Here is a 17,450-nt window from a genome sequence, read left to right on the forward strand (position 1 = left end):
CGGGCCAACGAAGACCTTTGAACCATGGCCACTATCCACGTAGACGGCAAAGCGCTCGAAGTCGACGGGGCAGACAACCTGTTACAGGCATGTCTGTCGCTGGGCCTCGACATCCCTTATTTCTGCTGGCACCCCGCGCTTGGTAGCGTCGGGGCCTGCCGCCAGTGCGCGGTCAAGCAGTACACCGACGAGAACGACACCCGTGGTCGCATCGTCATGTCCTGCATGACCCCTGCCACCGACAACACCTGGATCTCCATCGACGATGAAGAATCCAAGGCGTTCCGCGCCAGTGTTGTCGAATGGCTGATGACCAACCACCCGCACGACTGCCCTGTGTGCGAAGAAGGCGGTCACTGCCACCTGCAAGACATGACGGTGATGACCGGCCACAACGAGCGCCGTTATCGCTTCACCAAACGCACCCACCAGAACCAGCAACTGGGCCCGTTCATTTCCCACGAAATGAACCGCTGCATCGCCTGCTATCGCTGCGTGCGTTTCTACAAGGACTACGCCGGCGGCACCGACCTCGGTGTGTTCGGCGCCCACGACAACGTGTACTTCGGTCGCGTTGAAGACGGCACCCTCGAAAGCGAGTTCTCCGGCAACCTCACCGAGGTCTGCCCGACCGGTGTGTTCACCGACAAGACTCACTCCGAGCGCTACAACCGTAAATGGGACATGCAGTTCTCGCCGAGCATCTGCCATGGCTGCTCCAGCGGTTGCAACATTTCCCCGGGCGAGCGTTACGGCGAACTGCGTCGCATCGAAAACCGTTTCAACGGTTCGGTGAACCAGTACTTCCTGTGCGACCGTGGCCGTTTCGGTTATGGCTACGTCAACCGCACCGACCGTCCACGTCAGCCACTGCTGGCCGACGGCACCAAGCTGGGCCTGGATCAGGCGCTGGACAAGGCAGCCGATCTGCTGCGCGGGCGCAATATCGTCGGTATCGGTTCGCCGCGTGCCAGCCTCGAAAGCAACTACGCGCTGCGTGAACTGGTAGGCGCCGAGCATTTCTACTCCGGTATCGAAGCCTCCGAACTGGAGCGCATCCGTCTGGTCCTGCAAGTGCTCAAAGACAGCCCGCTGCCCGTGCCGAACATGCGCGACATCGAAGACCACGACGCCGTGTTCGTCCTCGGTGAAGACCTGACCCAGACCGCCGCCCGTATGGCGCTGTCCCTGCGTCAGTCGGTCAAGGGCAAAGCTGAAGACATGGCCGAAGCCATGCGCGTTCAGCCATGGCTCGACGCCGCAGTGAAGAACATCGGTCAGCACGAACTGAACCCGCTGTTCATCGCCAGCCTGGCGGAAACCAAGCTCGACGACATCGCCGAAGAATGCGTTCACGCCGCTCCGGATGATCTGGCGCGCATCGGTTTCGCCGTGGCTCACGCACTGGACGCCAGCGCCCCGGCCGTTGAAGGTCTGGACGCCGAAGCACTGGAACTGGCTCAGCGCATCGCTGACGCCCTGCTCGCGGCCAAACGTCCGCTGATCATCGCCGGTACTTCGCTGGGTTCCAAAGCCTTGATCGAAGCCGCTGCGAACATCGCCAAGGCCCTGAAGCTGCGCGAGAAGAACGGTTCGATCAGCCTGATCGTGCCGGAAGCCAACAGCCTTGGCCTGGCCATGCTCGGTGGCGAATCGGTCGACGCGGCGCTGCAAGCCGTGATCGATGGCAAGGCCGACGCCATCGTCGTGCTGGAAAACGATCTGTACACCCGCACCTCGAAAGCCAAGGTCGATGCCGCGCTGAACGCTGCGAAAGTAGTGATCGTTGCCGACCACCAGAAGACCGCCACCACCGACCGCGCGCAACTGGTGCTGCCAGCGGCGAGCTTCGCGGAAGGCGACGGTACGCTGGTCAGCCAGGAAGGTCGCGCCCAGCGCTTCTTCCAGGTTTTCGATCCGCAATACATGGATGCGAGCATCCTGGTTCATGAAGGCTGGCGCTGGCTGCACGCCCTGCGCTCGACCCTGCTGAACCAGCCGATCGACTGGACGCAACTCGACCACGTCACCGCTGCCGTGGCTTCGAGCACCGAGCAACTGGCGCGTATCGTCGACGCCGCGCCGTCTGCCGCGTTCCGCATCAAGGGTCTGAAACTGGCGCGTGAGCCGCTGCGTTATTCCGGTCGCACCGCGATGCGCGCCGACATCAGCGTTCACGAACCGCGCACCCCGCAAGACAAAGACACCGCGTTCGCCTTCTCCATGGAAGGTTACTCGGGCTCGGCCGAACCGCGTCAGCAAGTGCCGTTCGCCTGGTCGCCGGGCTGGAACTCGCCGCAAGCCTGGAACAAGTTCCAGGACGAAGTCGGTGGTCACCTGCGTGCTGGCGACCCGGGCACCCGCCTGATCGAAAGCACCGGTGATTCGCTGAACTGGTTCGCTGCCGCTCCGCGCGCATTCAACCCGGCGCCGGGCACCTGGCAGGCCGTGCCGTTCTACCACCTGTTCGGCAGCGACGAAAACTCGTCGAAAGCCGCACCGGTACAGGAACGCATCCCGGCTCCGTACGTGGCGCTGGCCAAATCCGAAGCGGATCGCCTGGGCGTCAACGACGGTGCTCTGCTGAGCCTGAATGTGGCCGGCCAGACCCTGCGTCTGCCGCTGCGCATCAATGAAGAACTGGGCGCTGGTCTGGTGGCCTTGCCTGCGGGCATCGCCGGCATTCCACCGGCATTCGCCGGCCTGTCCGTCGACGGTCTGCAGGAGGCAGCGCAATGACCTGGTTCACCCCTGAAGTGATCGATGTGATCCTGACGGTCATCAAAGCCATCGTGATTCTGCTGGCCGTTGTGGTCGCGGGTGCGTTGCTCAGCTTTGTCGAACGTCGCCTGCTGGGCTGGTGGCAGGACCGTTACGGTCCGAACCGCGTTGGCCCGTTCGGCATGTTCCAGATCGCCGCCGACATGCTGAAGATGTTCTTCAAGGAAGACTGGACCCCGCCGTTTGCCGACAAGGTGATCTTCACCCTGGCACCGGTGGTCGCCATGTCCGCCCTGCTGATCGCGTTCGCGATCATCCCGATCACCCCGACCTGGGGCGTGGCGGATCTTAACATCGGCCTGCTGTTCTTCTTCGCCATGGCCGGTCTGTCGGTCTACGCGGTGCTGTTCGCCGGCTGGTCGAGCAACAACAAGTTCGCCCTGCTCGGCAGCTTGCGGGCCTCGGCGCAGACTGTGTCCTACGAAGTGTTCATGGGCCTGGCCCTGATGGGCATCGTGGTGCAGGTCGGCTCGTTCAACATGCGCGACATCGTCGAGTACCAGGCGCAGAACCTGTGGTTCATCATTCCGCAGTTCTTCGGCTTCTGTACCTTCTTCATCGCTGGCGTCGCCGTGACTCACCGTCACCCGTTCGACCAGCCGGAAGCGGAACAGGAACTGGCCGACGGTTACCACATTGAATACGCCGGTATGAAATGGGGCATGTTCTTCGTCGGTGAATACATCGGCATCATCCTGATCTCGGCGCTGCTGGTCACCCTGTTCTTCGGTGGCTGGCACGGTCCGTTCGGCATCCTGCCGCAACTGTCCTTCGTCTGGTTCGCACTGAAGACCGCGTTCTTCATCATGCTGTTCATCCTGCTGCGCGCTTCCATCCCGCGTCCGCGTTATGACCAGGTGATGGATTTCAGCTGGAAATTCTGCCTGCCACTGACCCTGATCAATTTGCTGATAACCGCTGCGGTTGTGTTGTGGAACACACCTGCGGTTGCGGTTCAGTGAGGATTTGACCCATGTTCAAATATATTGGCGACATCGTTAAGGGTACCGGTACCCAGTTGCGCAGCCTGGTCATGGTCTTCGGCCATGGCTTCCGCAAGCGCGACACCCTGCAATACCCGGAAGAGCCGGTCTACCTGCCACCACGCTACCGTGGTCGCATCGTCCTGACCCGTGACCCCGATGGCGAAGAGCGTTGCGTAGCCTGCAACCTGTGCGCCGTGGCTTGCCCGGTAGGTTGCATCTCGCTGCAGAAAGCTGAAACCGAAGACGGTCGCTGGTACCCGGACTTCTTCCGTATCAACTTCTCGCGCTGCATTTTCTGCGGTCTCTGCGAGGAAGCCTGTCCGACCACCGCAATCCAGCTGACTCCGGATTTCGAGATGGCCGAGTTCAAACGTCAGGACCTGGTGTACGAGAAAGAAGATCTTTTGATCTCCGGCCCCGGCAAAAACCCTGATTACAACTTCTATCGTGTTGCAGGTATGGCAATCGCTGGCAAGCCGAAAGGCTCTGCGCAGAACGAAGCCGAACCGATCAACGTGAAGAGCTTGCTGCCTTAAGGAAGAACGATGGAATTCGCTTTCTATTTCGCATCGGGTATCGCGGTTGTGTCCACGCTACGTGTGGTCACCAACACCAACCCTGTGCACGCCCTGCTCTACCTGATCATCTCGTTGATCGCCGTGGCCATGACCTTCTTCGCACTCGGCGCACCGTTCGCCGGCGTGCTGGAAGTGATTGCCTACGCCGGCGCCATCATGGTGCTGTTCGTGTTCGTGGTGATGATGCTGAACCTGGGCCCGGCCTCGGTTCAGCAGGAACGCACCTGGCTCAAGCCCGGCATCTGGGCGGGGCCGGTGATTCTCGCCGCCCTGCTGCTGGCCGAACTGCTGTATGTGCTGTTCGCTCACCAGAGCGGTCAGGCCATCGGCCACACCACCGTAGACGCGAAAGCCGTGGGCATCAGCCTGTTCGGCCCGTATCTGCTGGTGGTCGAACTCGCCTCGATGCTGCTGCTCGCCGCAGCCGTCACGGCGTTCCATTTGGGCCGTAACGAGGCGAAGGAGTAAGACATGCCTGCTATCCCTCTCGAACATGGATTGGCCGTTGCCGGGATCCTGTTCTGCCTTGGTCTGGTCGGCCTGATGGTCCGCCGCAACATTTTGTTCGTGTTGATGAGTCTGGAAGTGATGATGAACGCCTCTGCCCTGGCCTTCATCGTTGCGGGCGCCCGCTGGGCGCAACCGGATGGACAGATCATGTTCATCCTGGTGATCAGCCTGGCAGCCGCCGAGGCCAGTATTGGCCTGGCGATCCTGCTGCAACTGTATCGCCGCTTCCACACGCTCGATATCGACGCTGCCAGTGAGATGCGCGGATGAACCTAATCTTTCTGACTTTTGTATTCCCTCTGATCGGTTTCCTGCTGCTGTCGTTCTCCCGTGGACGCTGGTCGGAAAACCTCTCGGCGCTGATCGGCGTGGGTTCCATTGGCTTGTCGGCGATTGTCGCCGCCTACGTCATCTGGCAATTCAACGTCGCGCCTCCCGAGGGCGGTCACTACACCCTGGTGCTGTGGAAGTGGATGGCGGTCGAAGGCTTCAAGCCTGACTTCGCCCTCTACATCGATGGCCTGTCGATCACCATGCTCGGCGTGGTGGTGGGCGTAGGCTTCTTGATCCACCTGTTCGCGTCCTGGTACATGCGCGGCGAAGCGGGTTACTCGCGCTTCTTCTCGTACACCAACCTGTTTATCGCCAGCATGCTGTTCCTGGTACTCGGCGATAACCTGTTATTCCTGTACTTCGGCTGGGAAGGCGTGGGCCTGTGCTCGTACCTGTTGATCGGTTTCTACTACAGCAACCGCAACAACGGTAACGCCGCACTCAAGGCCTTCATCGTGACCCGGATTGGCGACGTGTTCATGGCCATCGGCCTGTTCATCCTGTTCCAGCAAGTGGGCACGCTGAACATCCAGGAACTGCTGGTGCTGGCACCGCAGAAATTCCAGGTCGGCGACTTCTGGATCACCCTGGCGACCCTGATGCTGCTGGGTGGTGCGGTCGGTAAATCGGCGCAACTGCCACTGCAAACCTGGCTCGCGGACGCGATGGCCGGTCCGACCCCGGTGTCGGCACTGATCCACGCTGCAACCATGGTGACCGCCGGTGTCTACCTGATTGCCCGTACCCACGGTCTGTTCACCCTGGCGCCGGAAATCCTCCACCTGGTCGGCATCGTTGGTGGTGTGACTCTGGTACTGGCCGGTTTCGCCGCACTGGTACAGACCGACATCAAACGTATCCTCGCCTACTCGACCATGAGCCAGATCGGCTACATGTTCCTGGCGCTGGGCGTTGGTGCCTGGGATGGCGCGATTTTCCACCTGATGACCCACGCCTTCTTCAAGGCCCTGCTGTTCCTTGCTTCCGGTGCGGTGATCGTTGCCTGCCACCACGAGCAGAACATCTTCAAGATGGGCGGTCTGTGGAAAAAGCTGCCACTGGCCTACGCCAGCTTCATCGTCGGTGGTGCTGCACTGGCCGCCCTGCCACTGGTCACCGCCGGTTTCTACTCCAAGGACGAAATCCTTTGGGAAGCGTTCGCCAGCGGCAACCACGGTCTGCTTTACGCAGGTCTGGTCGGCGCGTTCATGACTTCGCTGTACACCTTCCGCCTGATCTTCATCACGTTCCACGGTGAAGCCAAGACCGAAGCCCACGCCGGTCACGGCATCTCGCACTGGCTGCCACTGTCGGTGCTGATCGTGCTGTCGACGTTCGTCGGCGCGATGATCGTTCCACCGCTGCACGGCGTACTGCCTGAGAGCGTTGGCCATGCCGGTGGTGAAGCCAAGCACAGTCTGGAAATCGCTTCGGGCGCCATCGCCCTGGCCGGTATCCTGCTGGCGGCCCTGCTGTTCCTCGGCAAGCGTCGCTTCGTGACCGCGATCGCCAACAGCGGCGTCGGCCGTTTCCTTTCGGCCTGGTGGTTCGCTGCCTGGGGCTTCGACTGGATCTACGACAAACTGTTCGTCAAGCCGTACCTTGCGATCAGCCATGTACTGCGCAGAGACCCGCTCGACCAGACCATCGGTCTGATCCCGCGTATGGCCAAAGGCGGTCACACCGCCCTGAGCCGCACCGAGACCGGTCAACTGCGTTGGTATGCCGCCTCGATGGCTGCTGGTGCCGTGCTGGTAATCGGCGCCATCGTGCTGGTAGCGGTCTGATATGAACCTTGCGAATTTGCGAAAGGAAACGAGCCCGTCATGATTCTGCCTTGGCTAATCCTGATCCCCTTCATCGGCGGCCTGCTGTGCTGGATGGGTGAGCGCTTCGGCGCTACCCTCCCCCGCTGGATTGCGCTGTTGACCATGACCCTGGAACTCGCCCTCGGCCTCTGGCTGTGGGCCCACGGTGACTATTCATTTGCGCCGGCGCCTGGCGCCGATCCGACCTGGGCGCTTGAGTTCAAGCACGTCTGGATCCAGCGCTTCGGCATCAACGTGCACCTGGCCCTCGACGGCCTGTCGCTGTTGATGATCCTGCTGACCGGTCTGCTGGGTATCCTCTCGGTACTCTGCTCGTGGAAAGAGATTCAACGTCACGTTGGCTTCTTCCACCTGAACCTGATGTGGATCCTGGGCGGCGTTGTCGGCGTGTTCCTCGCCCTCGACCTGTTCATGTTCTTCTTCTTCTGGGAAATGATGCTGGTGCCGATGTACTTCCTCATCGCGCTCTGGGGTCACAGTTCTTCGGACGGCAAGAAAACCCGAATCTACGCGGCGACCAAGTTCTTCATCTTCACTCAGGCTTCCGGCCTGATCATGCTGGTGGCGATCCTCGGTCTGGTGCTGGTCAACTTCAACAACACTGGCGTGATTACCTTCAACTACGCCGACCTGTTGAAGACCAAGATGTCGATGACCACCGAGTACATTCTGATGCTCGGCTTCTTCATCGCCTTCGCGGTCAAGCTGCCAGTTGTACCGTTCCACTCGTGGTTGCCTGATGCCCACGCCCAGGCGCCGACTGCCGGTTCCGTCGACCTCGCCGGTATCCTGCTGAAAACCGCGGCCTACGGTCTGCTGCGTTTCGCCCTGCCGCTGTTCCCGAATGCCTCGGCCGAGTTCGCGCCGATCGCCATGACCCTCGGTCTGATCGGGATCTTCTACGGTGCGTTCCTGGCGTTCGCGCAAACCGACATCAAGCGTCTGATCGCCTTCTCGTCCGTTTCCCACATGGGCTTCGTGTTGATCGGCATCTACTCCGGCAGCCAACTGGCGCTGCAAGGTGCAGTGATCCAGATGCTGGCGCACGGTCTGTCGGCCGCGGCACTGTTTATCCTCAGCGGTCAGCTGTACGAGCGTCTGCACACCCGTGACATGCGTGAGATGGGCGGTCTGTGGTCGCGTATCGCTTACCTGCCGGCGATCAGCCTGTTCTTTGCAGCCGCGTCGCTGGGCTTGCCGGGTACCGGTAACTTCGTCGGCGAGTTCCTGATCCTGATCGGTACGTTCGCCAGTGCGCCATGGATCACCGCGATTGCCACCTCCGGTCTGGTGTTCGGTTCGGTCTACTCGCTGATCATGATCCACCGTGCCTACTTCGGTCCGTCGAAATCGGATTCGATCCTGCACGGCATGGACGGTCGCGAACTGACCATGGTGCTGGGCCTTGCGGCGCTGCTGATTTACCTCGGCGTCTACCCGCAACCGTTCCTCGACACTTCCGCCGCCACGATGCATGGCGTGCAGCAGTGGCTCGGCACCGCCTTCACTCAACTCGCTTCGGCCCGGTAAGAGCGCTATGGAATTCACGATTCAACACTTTATTGCGCTTGCGCCACTGTTGATCACCAGCCTCACCATTATCGTGGTGATGCTGGCAATCGCCTGGCGCCGCAACCACTCGCAGACCTTCCTGATCTCGGTCGCCGGTCTGAACCTGGCCTTGCTGTCGATCCTGCCAGCCCTGAAAGTCGCGCCTCTGGCCGTGACGCCACTGCTGCAAGTCGACACCTTCGCCTGCCTGTACATGGCGCTGATCCTGGTCGCCACCCTCGCCTGTGTAACCCTCGCCCACGCCTACCTCGGCGATGGCGGTTCGGGTTACCCGGGCAACCGTGAAGAACTGTACCTGCTGATCCTGATGGCCGCCGCCGGTGGTCTGGTTCTGGTCAGCGCGCAGCACCTGGCCGGTTTGTTCATCGGTCTGGAACTGCTGTCGGTACCGGTCTACGGTCTGGTGGCTTACGCCTTCTTCAACAAGCGTTCGCTGGAAGCCGGCATCAAGTACATGGTGCTGTCGGCCGCCGGTTCCGCGTTCCTGTTGTTCGGTATGGCCCTGCTCTACGCTGACGCCGGCACCCTGAGCTTCGTCGGTATCGGTCAGGCGCTGGCCACCACCAACCTGCCGAGCTCGCTGGCGCAGCTGGGTCTGGGCATGATGCTGATCGGTCTGGCGTTCAAGCTGTCGCTGGTACCGTTCCACCTGTGGACGCCGGACGTCTACGAAGGTGCTCCGGCACCGGTGGCTGCCTTCCTTGCGACCGCTTCCAAGGTTGCGGTGTTCGCGGTGATGGTGCGTCTGTTCCAGATCTCCCCTGCCGCGAGCAGTGGCGTGCTGAGCGACGTGCTGAGCGTGATCGCCGTCGCCTCGATCCTGTTCGGTAACTTGCTGGCCCTGACCCAGAGCAACCTCAAGCGTCTGCTCGGTTACTCGTCCATCGCGCACTTCGGCTACCTGCTGATCGCTTTGGTGGCGAGCAAGGGTCTGGCGGTGGAAGCCATCGGCGTGTACCTGGTCACCTACGTGATCACCAGCCTCGGCGCATTCGGCGTGATCACCCTGATGTCCTCGCCGTACAACGGCCGTGACGCCGACGCGCTGTACGAGTACCGCGGCCTGTTCTGGCGCCGTCCGTACCTGACCGCGGTACTGACCGTGATGATGCTGTCCCTGGCCGGTATTCCGCTGACCGCTGGCTTCATCGGCAAGTTCTACATCATCGCCACCGGTGTCGAGTCGCACCAATGGTGGCTGGTAGGTTCCCTGGTACTGGGCAGCGCCATCGGCGTGTTCTACTACCTGCGCGTGATGGTCACCCTGTACCTGATCGAACCGAACCTGCGCCGCCACGACGCTCAGCTGCACTGGGAACAGAAGGCAGGCGGTGTAATGCTGCTGGCCATCGCCCTGGTCGCTTTCTTCCTGGGTGTGTACCCGCAGCCATTGCTGACTCTGGTTCAGCAGGCGGGTCTGGCGGGCTGATATTCGGCTGGCTGGAAACGGAAACGGCACCTTCGGGTGCCGTTTTTGTTTTAGTGGGATTTAACGTCAAAAGATCGCAGCCTGCGGCAGCTCCTACAGGGGAATTGTGTAGGAGCTGCCGAAGGCTGCGATCTTTTGATCTTTACAACCTCTTCACCATCGGTACACACGCCAGTTGCAGACCCGAGGGTGATTGATAAACCGCGCTCTCCTCCCCGACGTAACCGCAGCGCCGGTAAAAATCGGCAGCGTTCAACGTCGCGTCCAGACACACCTCGGTTAGCCCAAGATCCCGCGCCAAATCTTCGAGAAAGTACAGAACACGCTTGCCCAGCCCACGCTGCATGAAATCCGGGCGAATGAAGATCGCGCCGATTTCACGGTAATCCAGATCAAGCATCCCGGTCGCTACCGCTTCACCGTCCACGCACCCCAAATAGAAATGCTTTGCCATGAGTGTGTCGTAACCGTCCTCGGCCGAACCTCTCGTCCAATCGAGCATTTGCTGCTCGGTGTAGGCACCGATGCATTGATGCCTGATCGCCAAGCGTCGTATGTCGAATGCGGTTTGGGCGTCATTCACGGTGGCTCTTCTGATGTCGAACATTTCTCTCTCCTTGAGCCATGTGCGGACGGGGCATGAAAAAGCCCCGTCCATTGCTGGCGGGGCTTTGGGTAACACGTCAAATGACAAACACGTATGACCTCATGGCCCGCCGGAAGCGGTCATGGAGGAGCACATCATGTTCATTCGAAGTTGGACAGTCATGGGGTGATAGTGCTGCGGATTGTTCCGACACGTCAATTGCTAAGCCTCCTCTCTACTCAATCGAACGTTCTCACCACACTCGTCGATTCGTCCTACAGGTGTTTTTACGACCGGCGTCTACCGTTGAAAAAGGGACGAAAAGCAAGGCCAGGAAGCCTTGACCGATTCGATTATCGAGACAACACTATACGTAGGTAACGTACAGAACATGGATGCTCTATTTATCGAATTACCTGTATTTCAGAAGCACCGAGACGACTATCTGGATGACGATCTGTTTCGCAGCTTTCAATTGGAGTTGCTGAAAAATCCGGAAGCGGGCGATCTCATCGAGGACACAGGCGGGCTTCGTAAAATTCGCTTTAGCGACCAACGAAGAGGGAAAGGCAAGCGCAGCGGATTACGAGTGATTTATTACTGGTGGTCAGGCTTCGATCAGTTCTGGCTCTTTACCGTCTACAACAAAAACGAGCAGGACGATTTGACGCCTGCCCAGAAAAAACTTTTCAGAAAAACACTGGATAGAGAACTCAACGCGAGAAGCCACTATGAAACGTGACATTTTTTCCGAACTGATGGATGGACTGGAAGCACTGGCCGATGAACGCCAAGGCAAAATCACCTTGCGTACCCACAAGGTTCAGCTGCCAAAACTGATGCCGATCACTGCTGAGGAAGTGGTAGCCATCCGTCAGCAACTTAATCTCTCTCGGTCAGTATTCGCGATGTATCTACGCACCAACACGCGAACGCTCGAAAACTGGGAGCAAGGACGAGCAACGCCCAATGCTCAGGCCACAACCCTGATCCGTCTGGTCGAGCGTTTTCCACAGACAATCGAACAACTCGCAGCCCTGACCTGATAGAGGGTTTTCATTCCAGCCACATGACGAAATTGTAATTCCCCCATCACCTTGGCGTTATCCGCAGCTTGCAACGATGTGACCCGGCGACCAATGCCGGCGGGCCTTTGCCCGTCGAACAATAAAACCACGCCGACGCACGTTCCCGTTCTGCCGAACCCAAGGAGTGTTTGATGGTTAACAATACAAAAATGTCGATGGCCGCTTTAGCGGTGGTGGTCGGCACCGGGCCGTCCATGGTGTTTGCAGAAGACAAGCCTGAGGGCTTTGTCGAGGGCAGCAGCCTGACGGTGCTCAATCGCAACTTCTACTTCAATCGTGATCATCGCAACGGCCAGTCCAGCCCCACCGGCAACGGTTACTCCGAAGCCTGGGCGCATGCCGTGATCAGCAAGTTCGAATCCGGTTTCACCCAAGGCACCGTCGGGGTTGGAGTCGATGCGTTTGCGATGATCGGTCTGAAGCTCGATACCGGAGACGGGCGCGACGGCGGGCGCAGTTCGTTCGATGTGTTGCCGGTCAACAGCGACGGCGAAGCACGGGACGAATACACCAAGGTCGGTGGCGCTGCGAAAATTCGGGCGTTCGATACGGTGGTCAAGGTTGGCGATGTGTTCCCGGCCAATCCGGTGGTCGCGGCGGGTGACTCGCGCTTGCTGCCGGAAAGCTTTCGCGGGGTGACGGCGAGCAACACCAGCATTGAAGGTCTGTCGGTGCAGGGCGGTCGTTTGCATGCGATGAGCCAACCGGTGTCCAGCGACATGCGCGAAAATTTCGCCACGTTCTACGCCGGCCCGGTCAATTCGCCGTGGATCGCTTATGGCGGGGGCGACTACGTGCTGAACAAGAACCTCAGTTTCAGCCTGTACTCCAGTCGACTCAAGGATGCCTGGAATCAGTATTACGCCGGCACCGCTTGGACCTATCCACTGTCGGATGACCTGTCGCTGTTCGGCGGCCTGAACTATTACAAGGCAGTCGACGAAGGCAAACAACTGCTCGGCGAATTCGACAACAACATCTGGAGCGGCCGCGTCGGCGTGAAACTCGGCGCGCACTCCGTCGCCCTCTCCCACCAGCGCAACAACGGCAACGACGACTTCGATTACCTGCGCCAGTCCGACTCGATCTTCCTCGACAACTCGATCCAGTACAGCGACTTCAACTCGCCGAAGGAGCGTTCGTGGATGGTGCGTTATGACCTCGACATGAGCACCTACGGCATACCCGGTCTGTCGTTCATGACCCGTTACGCGCGCGGCACCGATGCCGACTATTCCAACGCCAACGCCGTGTACATGCGCCGCGATGCCGAAGGCAATCCGCTGACCGACCAGAAGCGCTGGGAGCGTGACGTCGAAGTCAAATACGTGGTGCAGAGCGGTTCGATGAAAGACCTGTCGCTGCGTTTGCGCCAGGCCACCACCCGCGCCACGGCGTTCGAGTCGGACCTGGATGAAGTGCGGGTGATCGTCGAATACCCGCTGGCGATTCTCTGAGTTTCCCGAGCAATACCATTCACCTTTAGAAGCTCCTTGCTCCTTTGGTCAGAGGTGAATTTTTTGGCGCCCTTCGGGGCGCCTTTTTTATGCCTGTCCGAAATCACGCCGCAGAAAACTGTGGGAACGGGCTTGCTCGCGAAGGGGCCGTGTCAGTCAACATCATTGCTGAATGACACACCGCTTTCGCGAGCAAGCCCGCTCCCACAGGGTTATGCGCTGGCTTCGACGTTATCCAGTGCCTTGCTCACCGCCAATTCGCCAAGCATGACCACCTGCGCAATCCTCAGCAGCGCATTGCGACCCGGGTTTGAAATACAAAACGTCTGGCTCATCAGCCACCGCTATTGCGGCACACGCCTGCCACGCTGTACTTGAGCGTATTGAGTTGCCCTTGCGAGTCCTCGTAGGTCATGGCCGTCGGCACCACCGAGCAAGCCGGCTGCGGCTTCACCACGCTGACGATTTTCACCACGTCGAGCTTCATGCCGTATTCGTATTCCTTGACCACCGGCGCCGCTTTGCCCTGCTCGGCGGCGTATTGCTCCATGGCTTTGGCGTTGGCGCTGAAAGCACGTTCGAAAGTGCGATCGCCGCCGCCTTCAGCCAGTGCATTTACCGACATCGCCATAATGCCGGCGAAGGTCATCCATTTGATCAACTGCATGTTTACTCCTCCGTAAAAAAGCCCGGCATCGGCACACGACAACGGGCTTGTTCCAGTGCGCCGGGCTTACAGGTCTTTGGTCTTGTCGTCTTTCTTCTCGTTGACCACGACCGGGTCGCGGGCCTGTTCCTTGGCCACGAACAGCTCCACCGCGCGATCATTGGCGGTCATCATGCGGTCGAAGGTGCGGTCACCACCGCCTTCGGCCATGGCCAGTGACGACAGCATCAGGGCGGTTGCGAAGGTGCTGAGTTGGGCGAATTTCATGGTTGATTCCTCGTTTAAGTAACTGACGGGATCAAAGTAACAAGGCGCACCTTTCGTGACGGTGGCGGGGGAATTACATATCCGTTATCTGCCGGATCAGTGCACGGAACCCATGTGGGAGCGGGCTTGCTCACGAAAGCGGTGTGTCATCCAACATTGATGTCGACTGACACGGCCTCTTCGCGAGCAAGCCCGCTCCCACAAGGGATCACCTATTCAGACGGTACGGTGTCCTCATCCCGGCGATGGGCGATCTGGTACAGCGCGGGCAAGATCAGCAACGTGAGAATCGTCGAGGACAGAATCCCGCCAATCACCACGGTTGCCAGCGGCCGCTGCACTTCAGCACCGGTGCCGGTTGCCAGCGCCATCGGAATAAACCCCAGCGACGCCACCAGCGCGGTCATCAACACCGGCCGCAAGCGCGTCAGCGCGCCGACGTTGATTGCCTCCGTCAGTGAGCGCCCTTCCTCGCGCAAATTGCGAATGAACGCGATCATCACCAAACCGTTGAGCACCGCCACCCCGGACAACGCGATAAACCCCACGCCTGCGGAAATCGACAACGGAATATCCCGCAGCCACAGCGCCATCACCCCACCTGTCAGCGCAAACGGAATCCCGGTAAACACCAGCAACCCGTCCTTCAGATTGTTGAACATCATGAACAGCAAGCCGAACACCAGCAGCAACGCCACCGGCACCACGATCTGCAAGCGCTTGGCCGCCGATTGCAGTTGTTCGAACTGCCCGCCCCAACTGGTCCAGTAACCGGCCGGCACCTGCACCTCGCGCTCGATCAGCGCACCGGCCTCGCTGACGAACGAGCCGATATCCCGCCCGCGCACGTTGGCGCTGACGATCACCAGACGCTTGCCGTTTTCGCGGCTGACCTGGTTCGGCCCGAGCACCAGATCGAGGCTGGCGACGTCCTTCAGCGCGATAAACCCGATCTGATTCGCCGCACCGCTCAGCGCCGGCACCGGAATCAGCAACGCCGACAAGCCGTCGATGTCCTTGCGCATGGCATCGGACAAGCGCACCACCATGTCGAAACGCCGATCACCCTCATACAAGGTCCCAGCCTGACGCCCGCCCACTGCCACAGCGATGGTGTCCTGCACATCGCCGATGTTGAGCCCGTAACGCGCCGCCTTGTCGCGGTCGATGTTGATGGTCAGCACCGGCAGGCCGGTGGTCTGCTCGACCTTCACTTCAGCGGCACCGTTGACCTTTTGCATCACCGCCGCGATCTTCGCCGCCGTGGCGTTGAGCACGTCCATATCATCGCCGAACACCTTCACCGCGACATCGCTGCGCACACCGGAGATCAGTTCGTTGAAGCGCAACTGGATCGGCTGCGACAGTTCATAGTTGCTGCCCGGCAGCGTCGCGGCAGCGGCTTGCAGTTCGGCCATCAGGGTTTCGCGGGACTTGTTCGGGTCTGGCCATTGATCCTTCGGTTTGAGCATCACGTAGCTGTCGGAGATGTTCGGCGGCATTGGATCGGAGGCGATTTCCGCCGTACCGGTGCGGGCGAACACCCGTTCAACCTCCGGCACTTTGGCCAGAATCAGCGTTTCCAGGCGCTGCTGCATGTCCACCGATTGCGTCAGGCTGGTGCCCGGCACGCGCAACGCTTGCAGGGCGAAATCGCCCTCACTGAGGCTCGGCACAAACTCGCTGCCCATACGGCTGGTGAGCACGCCGCTGAGCACGATTACGCCCAACGCCGCGCCCACCGCAACCGTGCGATGGGCCATGACCCAGGCCAACGCCGGCGCATACACCCGACGCGCACCGCGCATCAACGCACCCTCTTCTTCCTTGACCTTGCCGGTGACGAACAGCGCAATCGCTGCCGGCACAAAGGTCACCGACAGCAGCATCGCACCGAGCAACGCGATGACCACGGTGAACGCCATCGGGTGGAACATTTTCCCTTCGACGCCGCTCAACGCGAAGATCGGCAGGTACACCACCATGATGATCAACTGGCCGAAAATCAGCGGTCGGCGCGCCTCTTTCGCCGCCGCGAACACTTCCTTGAAACGCTCGGCACGAGTCAGCAAACGGCCGTGATGCTGCTGTGCGTGAGCCAACCGGCGCAGGGTGTTTTCGACGATCACCACCGCACCGTCGACGATGATCCCGAAGTCCAGCGCGCCGAGGCTCATCAGGTTGGCACTGACCTTGTTGCTGAACATCCCGGTGAAGGTGAACAGCATCGACAGCGGAATCACCATCGCCGTAATCAGCGCGGCGCGGATGTTGCCGAGGAACAGGAACAGAATCGCGATCACCAGAATCGCGCCTTCGATCAGGTTCTTTTTCACCGTGGCGATGGCTTTGTCGACCAGGTGCGTGCGGTCGTACACCGGCACGGCAATCACGCCTTGCGGCAGGGATTTATTGATCTGTTCCAGCTTGCTGGCCACCGCTTGCGAAACGGTGCGGCTGTTCTCGCCGATCAACATGAACACCGTACCCAGCACCACTTCGCGACCGTTTTCGGTGGCTGCACCGCTGCGCAACTCACGGCCGATTTCCACGGTGGCGACGTTCTTCACCCGGATCGGCGTGCCATCGACATTGGCCATGACGATGTTGGCGATATCCTCGGTGCTCGCCACTTGCCCCGGCGCGCGGATCAGCAACTGCTCGCCGCTGCGCTCGATGTACCCGGCGCCGACGTTGGCGTTGTTGCGCTCTAGCGCGGTGATCAGATCGGTGAGGGTTAGCTTGTACGCGGCGAGGCGTTTCGGGTCCGGCGCGATCTGGTATTCCTTGGCGAAACCACCAATGGTGTTGATCTCGGCGACGCCCGGCACGTTGCGCAATTGCGGTTTGATGATCCAGTCCTGAATCACCCGCAGATCGGTCGGCGTGTAGGCAGTGCCGTCGTCCTTCAACGCGCCCTCCTGCGCCTCGACCGTCCACAGAAAGATCTCGCCTAGGCCGGTAGAGATCGGCCCCATCACCGCTTCAGCGCCCTCGGGCAATTGCTCCTTGGCGATCTGCAAACGCTCGTTGACCAGTTGGCGAGCGAAGAACAGGTCGGTGCCGTCCTTGAAGATTACCGTGACCTGCGACAGCCCGGAGCGCGACAGCGACCGGGTCTGCTCCAGCGCCGGCAAACCGGCCATCGCGGTTTCAATCGGGAAAGTGATGCGCTGCTCGGTTTCCAGCGGTGAGAACCCGGCGGCGCCGGTGTTGATCTGCACCTGGACGTTGGTGATGTCGGGCACGGCGTCGATCGGCAGTTTCTGATAACTGGCGATGCCGAGGCCGGCCATGAGCAGAACGGCGAGCAGCACGATGATGCGCTGCTCGATGGCAAACTGGATCAGGCGTTCGAACATGGGGA

At 60.3% G+C, this 17,450-nt stretch carries 15 protein-coding genes and 1 pseudogene; 11 read left to right on the top strand and 5 right to left on the bottom strand.

Annotation, left to right across the window (positions count from 1 at the left end; all coding sequences use genetic code 11):
- Window positions 1-24: 24 nt before the first annotated feature.
- From nuoG to nuoN, 8 genes are read left to right on the top strand one after another with little or no spacing between them, the layout of a single operon-like run.
- On the top strand, window positions 25-2,739 hold the full coding sequence (gene nuoG, locus V3W27_RS14290; RefSeq protein WP_098968149.1) for an NADH-quinone oxidoreductase subunit NuoG: 2,715 nt from the start codon (window positions 25-27) through the stop codon (window positions 2,737-2,739).
- Window positions 2,736-3,743 carry an NADH-quinone oxidoreductase subunit NuoH gene (gene nuoH / locus V3W27_RS14295; RefSeq protein ID WP_007964859.1) on the top strand — a complete coding sequence of 336 codons (1,008 nt, stop codon included), beginning with the start codon at window positions 2,736-2,738 and terminating at the stop codon, window positions 3,741-3,743. The genes nuoG and nuoH overlap by 4 nt, the downstream gene beginning before the upstream one ends.
- Window positions 3,744-3,754: 11 nt before the next feature.
- On the top strand, window positions 3,755-4,303 hold the full coding sequence (nuoI, locus tag V3W27_RS14300; protein WP_003223795.1) for an NADH-quinone oxidoreductase subunit NuoI: 549 nt from the start codon (window positions 3,755-3,757) through the stop codon (window positions 4,301-4,303).
- Window positions 4,304-4,312: 9 nt separating this feature from the next.
- Window positions 4,313-4,813: an NADH-quinone oxidoreductase subunit J gene (gene nuoJ, locus V3W27_RS14305; protein ID WP_007951462.1), complete on the top strand. Its 501-nt coding sequence runs from the start codon at window positions 4,313-4,315 to the stop codon at window positions 4,811-4,813.
- 3 nt (window positions 4,814-4,816) lie between these two features.
- Entirely contained in the window at window positions 4,817-5,125 is a 309-nt protein-coding gene (gene nuoK, locus V3W27_RS14310; RefSeq protein WP_003180046.1) for an NADH-quinone oxidoreductase subunit NuoK, read from the top strand.
- Complete coding sequence (nuoL, locus tag V3W27_RS14315; RefSeq protein WP_115990180.1) at window positions 5,122-6,975, top strand: NADH-quinone oxidoreductase subunit L; 1,854 nt, start codon at window positions 5,122-5,124, stop codon at window positions 6,973-6,975. The genes nuoK and nuoL overlap by 4 nt, the downstream gene beginning before the upstream one ends.
- 39 nt (window positions 6,976-7,014) lie before the next feature.
- Window positions 7,015-8,547 carry an NADH-quinone oxidoreductase subunit M gene (gene nuoM / locus V3W27_RS14320; RefSeq protein ID WP_027614661.1) on the top strand — a complete coding sequence of 511 codons (1,533 nt, stop codon included), beginning with the start codon at window positions 7,015-7,017 and terminating at the stop codon, window positions 8,545-8,547.
- Window positions 8,548-8,554: 7 nt separating this feature from the next.
- Window positions 8,555-10,018 (top strand): NADH-quinone oxidoreductase subunit NuoN, encoded by a 1,464-nt coding sequence (nuoN, locus tag V3W27_RS14325; protein WP_096795642.1) that lies wholly within the window; start codon window positions 8,555-8,557, stop codon window positions 10,016-10,018.
- A gap of 142 nt (window positions 10,019-10,160) precedes the next feature.
- On the opposite strand, the gene V3W27_RS14330 is transcribed toward nuoN, so the two are convergent.
- Window positions 10,161-10,625, bottom strand: a complete 465-nt coding sequence (locus tag V3W27_RS14330) for a GNAT family N-acetyltransferase (protein WP_330206876.1) — start codon at window positions 10,623-10,625, stop codon at window positions 10,161-10,163.
- Between the two features lie 370 nt (window positions 10,626-10,995).
- On the opposite strand from V3W27_RS14330, the gene V3W27_RS14335 reads away from it, so the two are divergent.
- From V3W27_RS14335 to V3W27_RS14345, 3 genes are all read left to right on the top strand, one after another.
- Window positions 10,996-11,346 (top strand): toxin, encoded by a 351-nt coding sequence (locus tag V3W27_RS14335; RefSeq protein ID WP_007964869.1) that lies wholly within the window; start codon window positions 10,996-10,998, stop codon window positions 11,344-11,346.
- Entirely contained in the window at window positions 11,336-11,650 is a 315-nt protein-coding gene (locus V3W27_RS14340) for a helix-turn-helix domain-containing protein (RefSeq protein ID WP_007964870.1), read from the top strand. Before V3W27_RS14335 ends, V3W27_RS14340 begins: the two co-directional genes overlap by 11 nt.
- A gap of 173 nt (window positions 11,651-11,823) precedes the next feature.
- Window positions 11,824-13,149, top strand: coding sequence for an OprD family porin (locus V3W27_RS14345; protein WP_330206877.1), 1,326 nt, complete (start codon window positions 11,824-11,826; stop codon window positions 13,147-13,149).
- Window positions 13,150-13,361: 212 nt separating this feature from the next.
- Here the strand turns inward: V3W27_RS14345 and V3W27_RS14350 are convergent.
- The 4 genes and pseudogenes from V3W27_RS14350 to V3W27_RS14365 all read right to left on the bottom strand — a co-directional run.
- Window positions 13,362-13,466: pseudogene (locus V3W27_RS14350) on the bottom strand (DUF6124 family protein); the annotation flags it as partial.
- A gap of 17 nt (window positions 13,467-13,483) precedes the next feature.
- A complete protein-coding gene (locus V3W27_RS14355) occupies window positions 13,484-13,816 on the bottom strand; it encodes a DUF2790 domain-containing protein (protein ID WP_096795645.1) in 333 nt (110 codons plus the stop codon).
- Window positions 13,817-13,882: 66 nt separating this feature from the next.
- A complete protein-coding gene (locus tag V3W27_RS14360; protein WP_097088129.1) occupies window positions 13,883-14,083 on the bottom strand; it encodes a co-regulatory protein PtrA N-terminal domain-containing protein in 201 nt (66 codons plus the stop codon).
- Window positions 14,084-14,295: 212 nt separating this feature from the next.
- Complete coding sequence (locus tag V3W27_RS14365) at window positions 14,296-17,445, bottom strand: CusA/CzcA family heavy metal efflux RND transporter (RefSeq protein ID WP_330206878.1); 3,150 nt, start codon at window positions 17,443-17,445, stop codon at window positions 14,296-14,298.
- Window positions 17,446-17,450: the final 5 nt, after the last annotated feature.

This window comes from Pseudomonas sp. AM14(2022), assembly GCF_036346455.1.
In the GTDB taxonomy this organism is placed as follows: Bacteria; Pseudomonadota; Gammaproteobacteria; order Pseudomonadales; family Pseudomonadaceae; genus Aquipseudomonas; species Aquipseudomonas putida_A.

Bases quoted from the DNA above. Each gene is read 5' to 3' on its own strand.
- nuoG (WP_098968149.1), top strand. From the start codon at position 25: ATGGCCACTATCCACGTAGACGGCAAAGCGCTCGAAGTCGACGGGGCA.
- V3W27_RS14345 (WP_330206877.1), top strand. From the start codon at position 11,824: ATGGTTAACAATACAAAAATGTCGATGGCCGCTTTAGCGGTGGTGGTC.
- nuoH (WP_007964859.1), top strand. From the start codon at position 2,736: ATGACCTGGTTCACCCCTGAAGTGATCGATGTGATCCTGACGGTCATC.
- nuoM (WP_027614661.1), top strand. From the start codon at position 7,015: ATGATTCTGCCTTGGCTAATCCTGATCCCCTTCATCGGCGGCCTGCTG.
- V3W27_RS14340 (WP_007964870.1), top strand. From the start codon at position 11,336: ATGAAACGTGACATTTTTTCCGAACTGATGGATGGACTGGAAGCACTG.
- V3W27_RS14330 (WP_330206876.1), bottom strand. From the start codon at position 10,625: ATGTTCGACATCAGAAGAGCCACCGTGAATGACGCCCAAACCGCATTC.
- V3W27_RS14335 (WP_007964869.1), top strand. From the start codon at position 10,996: ATGGATGCTCTATTTATCGAATTACCTGTATTTCAGAAGCACCGAGAC.
- nuoL (WP_115990180.1), top strand. From the start codon at position 5,122: ATGAACCTAATCTTTCTGACTTTTGTATTCCCTCTGATCGGTTTCCTG.
- nuoN (WP_096795642.1), top strand. From the start codon at position 8,555: ATGGAATTCACGATTCAACACTTTATTGCGCTTGCGCCACTGTTGATC.
- nuoJ (WP_007951462.1), top strand. From the start codon at position 4,313: ATGGAATTCGCTTTCTATTTCGCATCGGGTATCGCGGTTGTGTCCACG.
- V3W27_RS14365 (WP_330206878.1), bottom strand. From the start codon at position 17,445: ATGTTCGAACGCCTGATCCAGTTTGCCATCGAGCAGCGCATCATCGTG.
- nuoK (WP_003180046.1), top strand. From the start codon at position 4,817: ATGCCTGCTATCCCTCTCGAACATGGATTGGCCGTTGCCGGGATCCTG.
- V3W27_RS14360 (WP_097088129.1), bottom strand. From the start codon at position 14,083: ATGAAATTCGCCCAACTCAGCACCTTCGCAACCGCCCTGATGCTGTCG.
- nuoI (WP_003223795.1), top strand. From the start codon at position 3,755: ATGTTCAAATATATTGGCGACATCGTTAAGGGTACCGGTACCCAGTTG.
- V3W27_RS14355 (WP_096795645.1), bottom strand. From the start codon at position 13,816: ATGCAGTTGATCAAATGGATGACCTTCGCCGGCATTATGGCGATGTCG.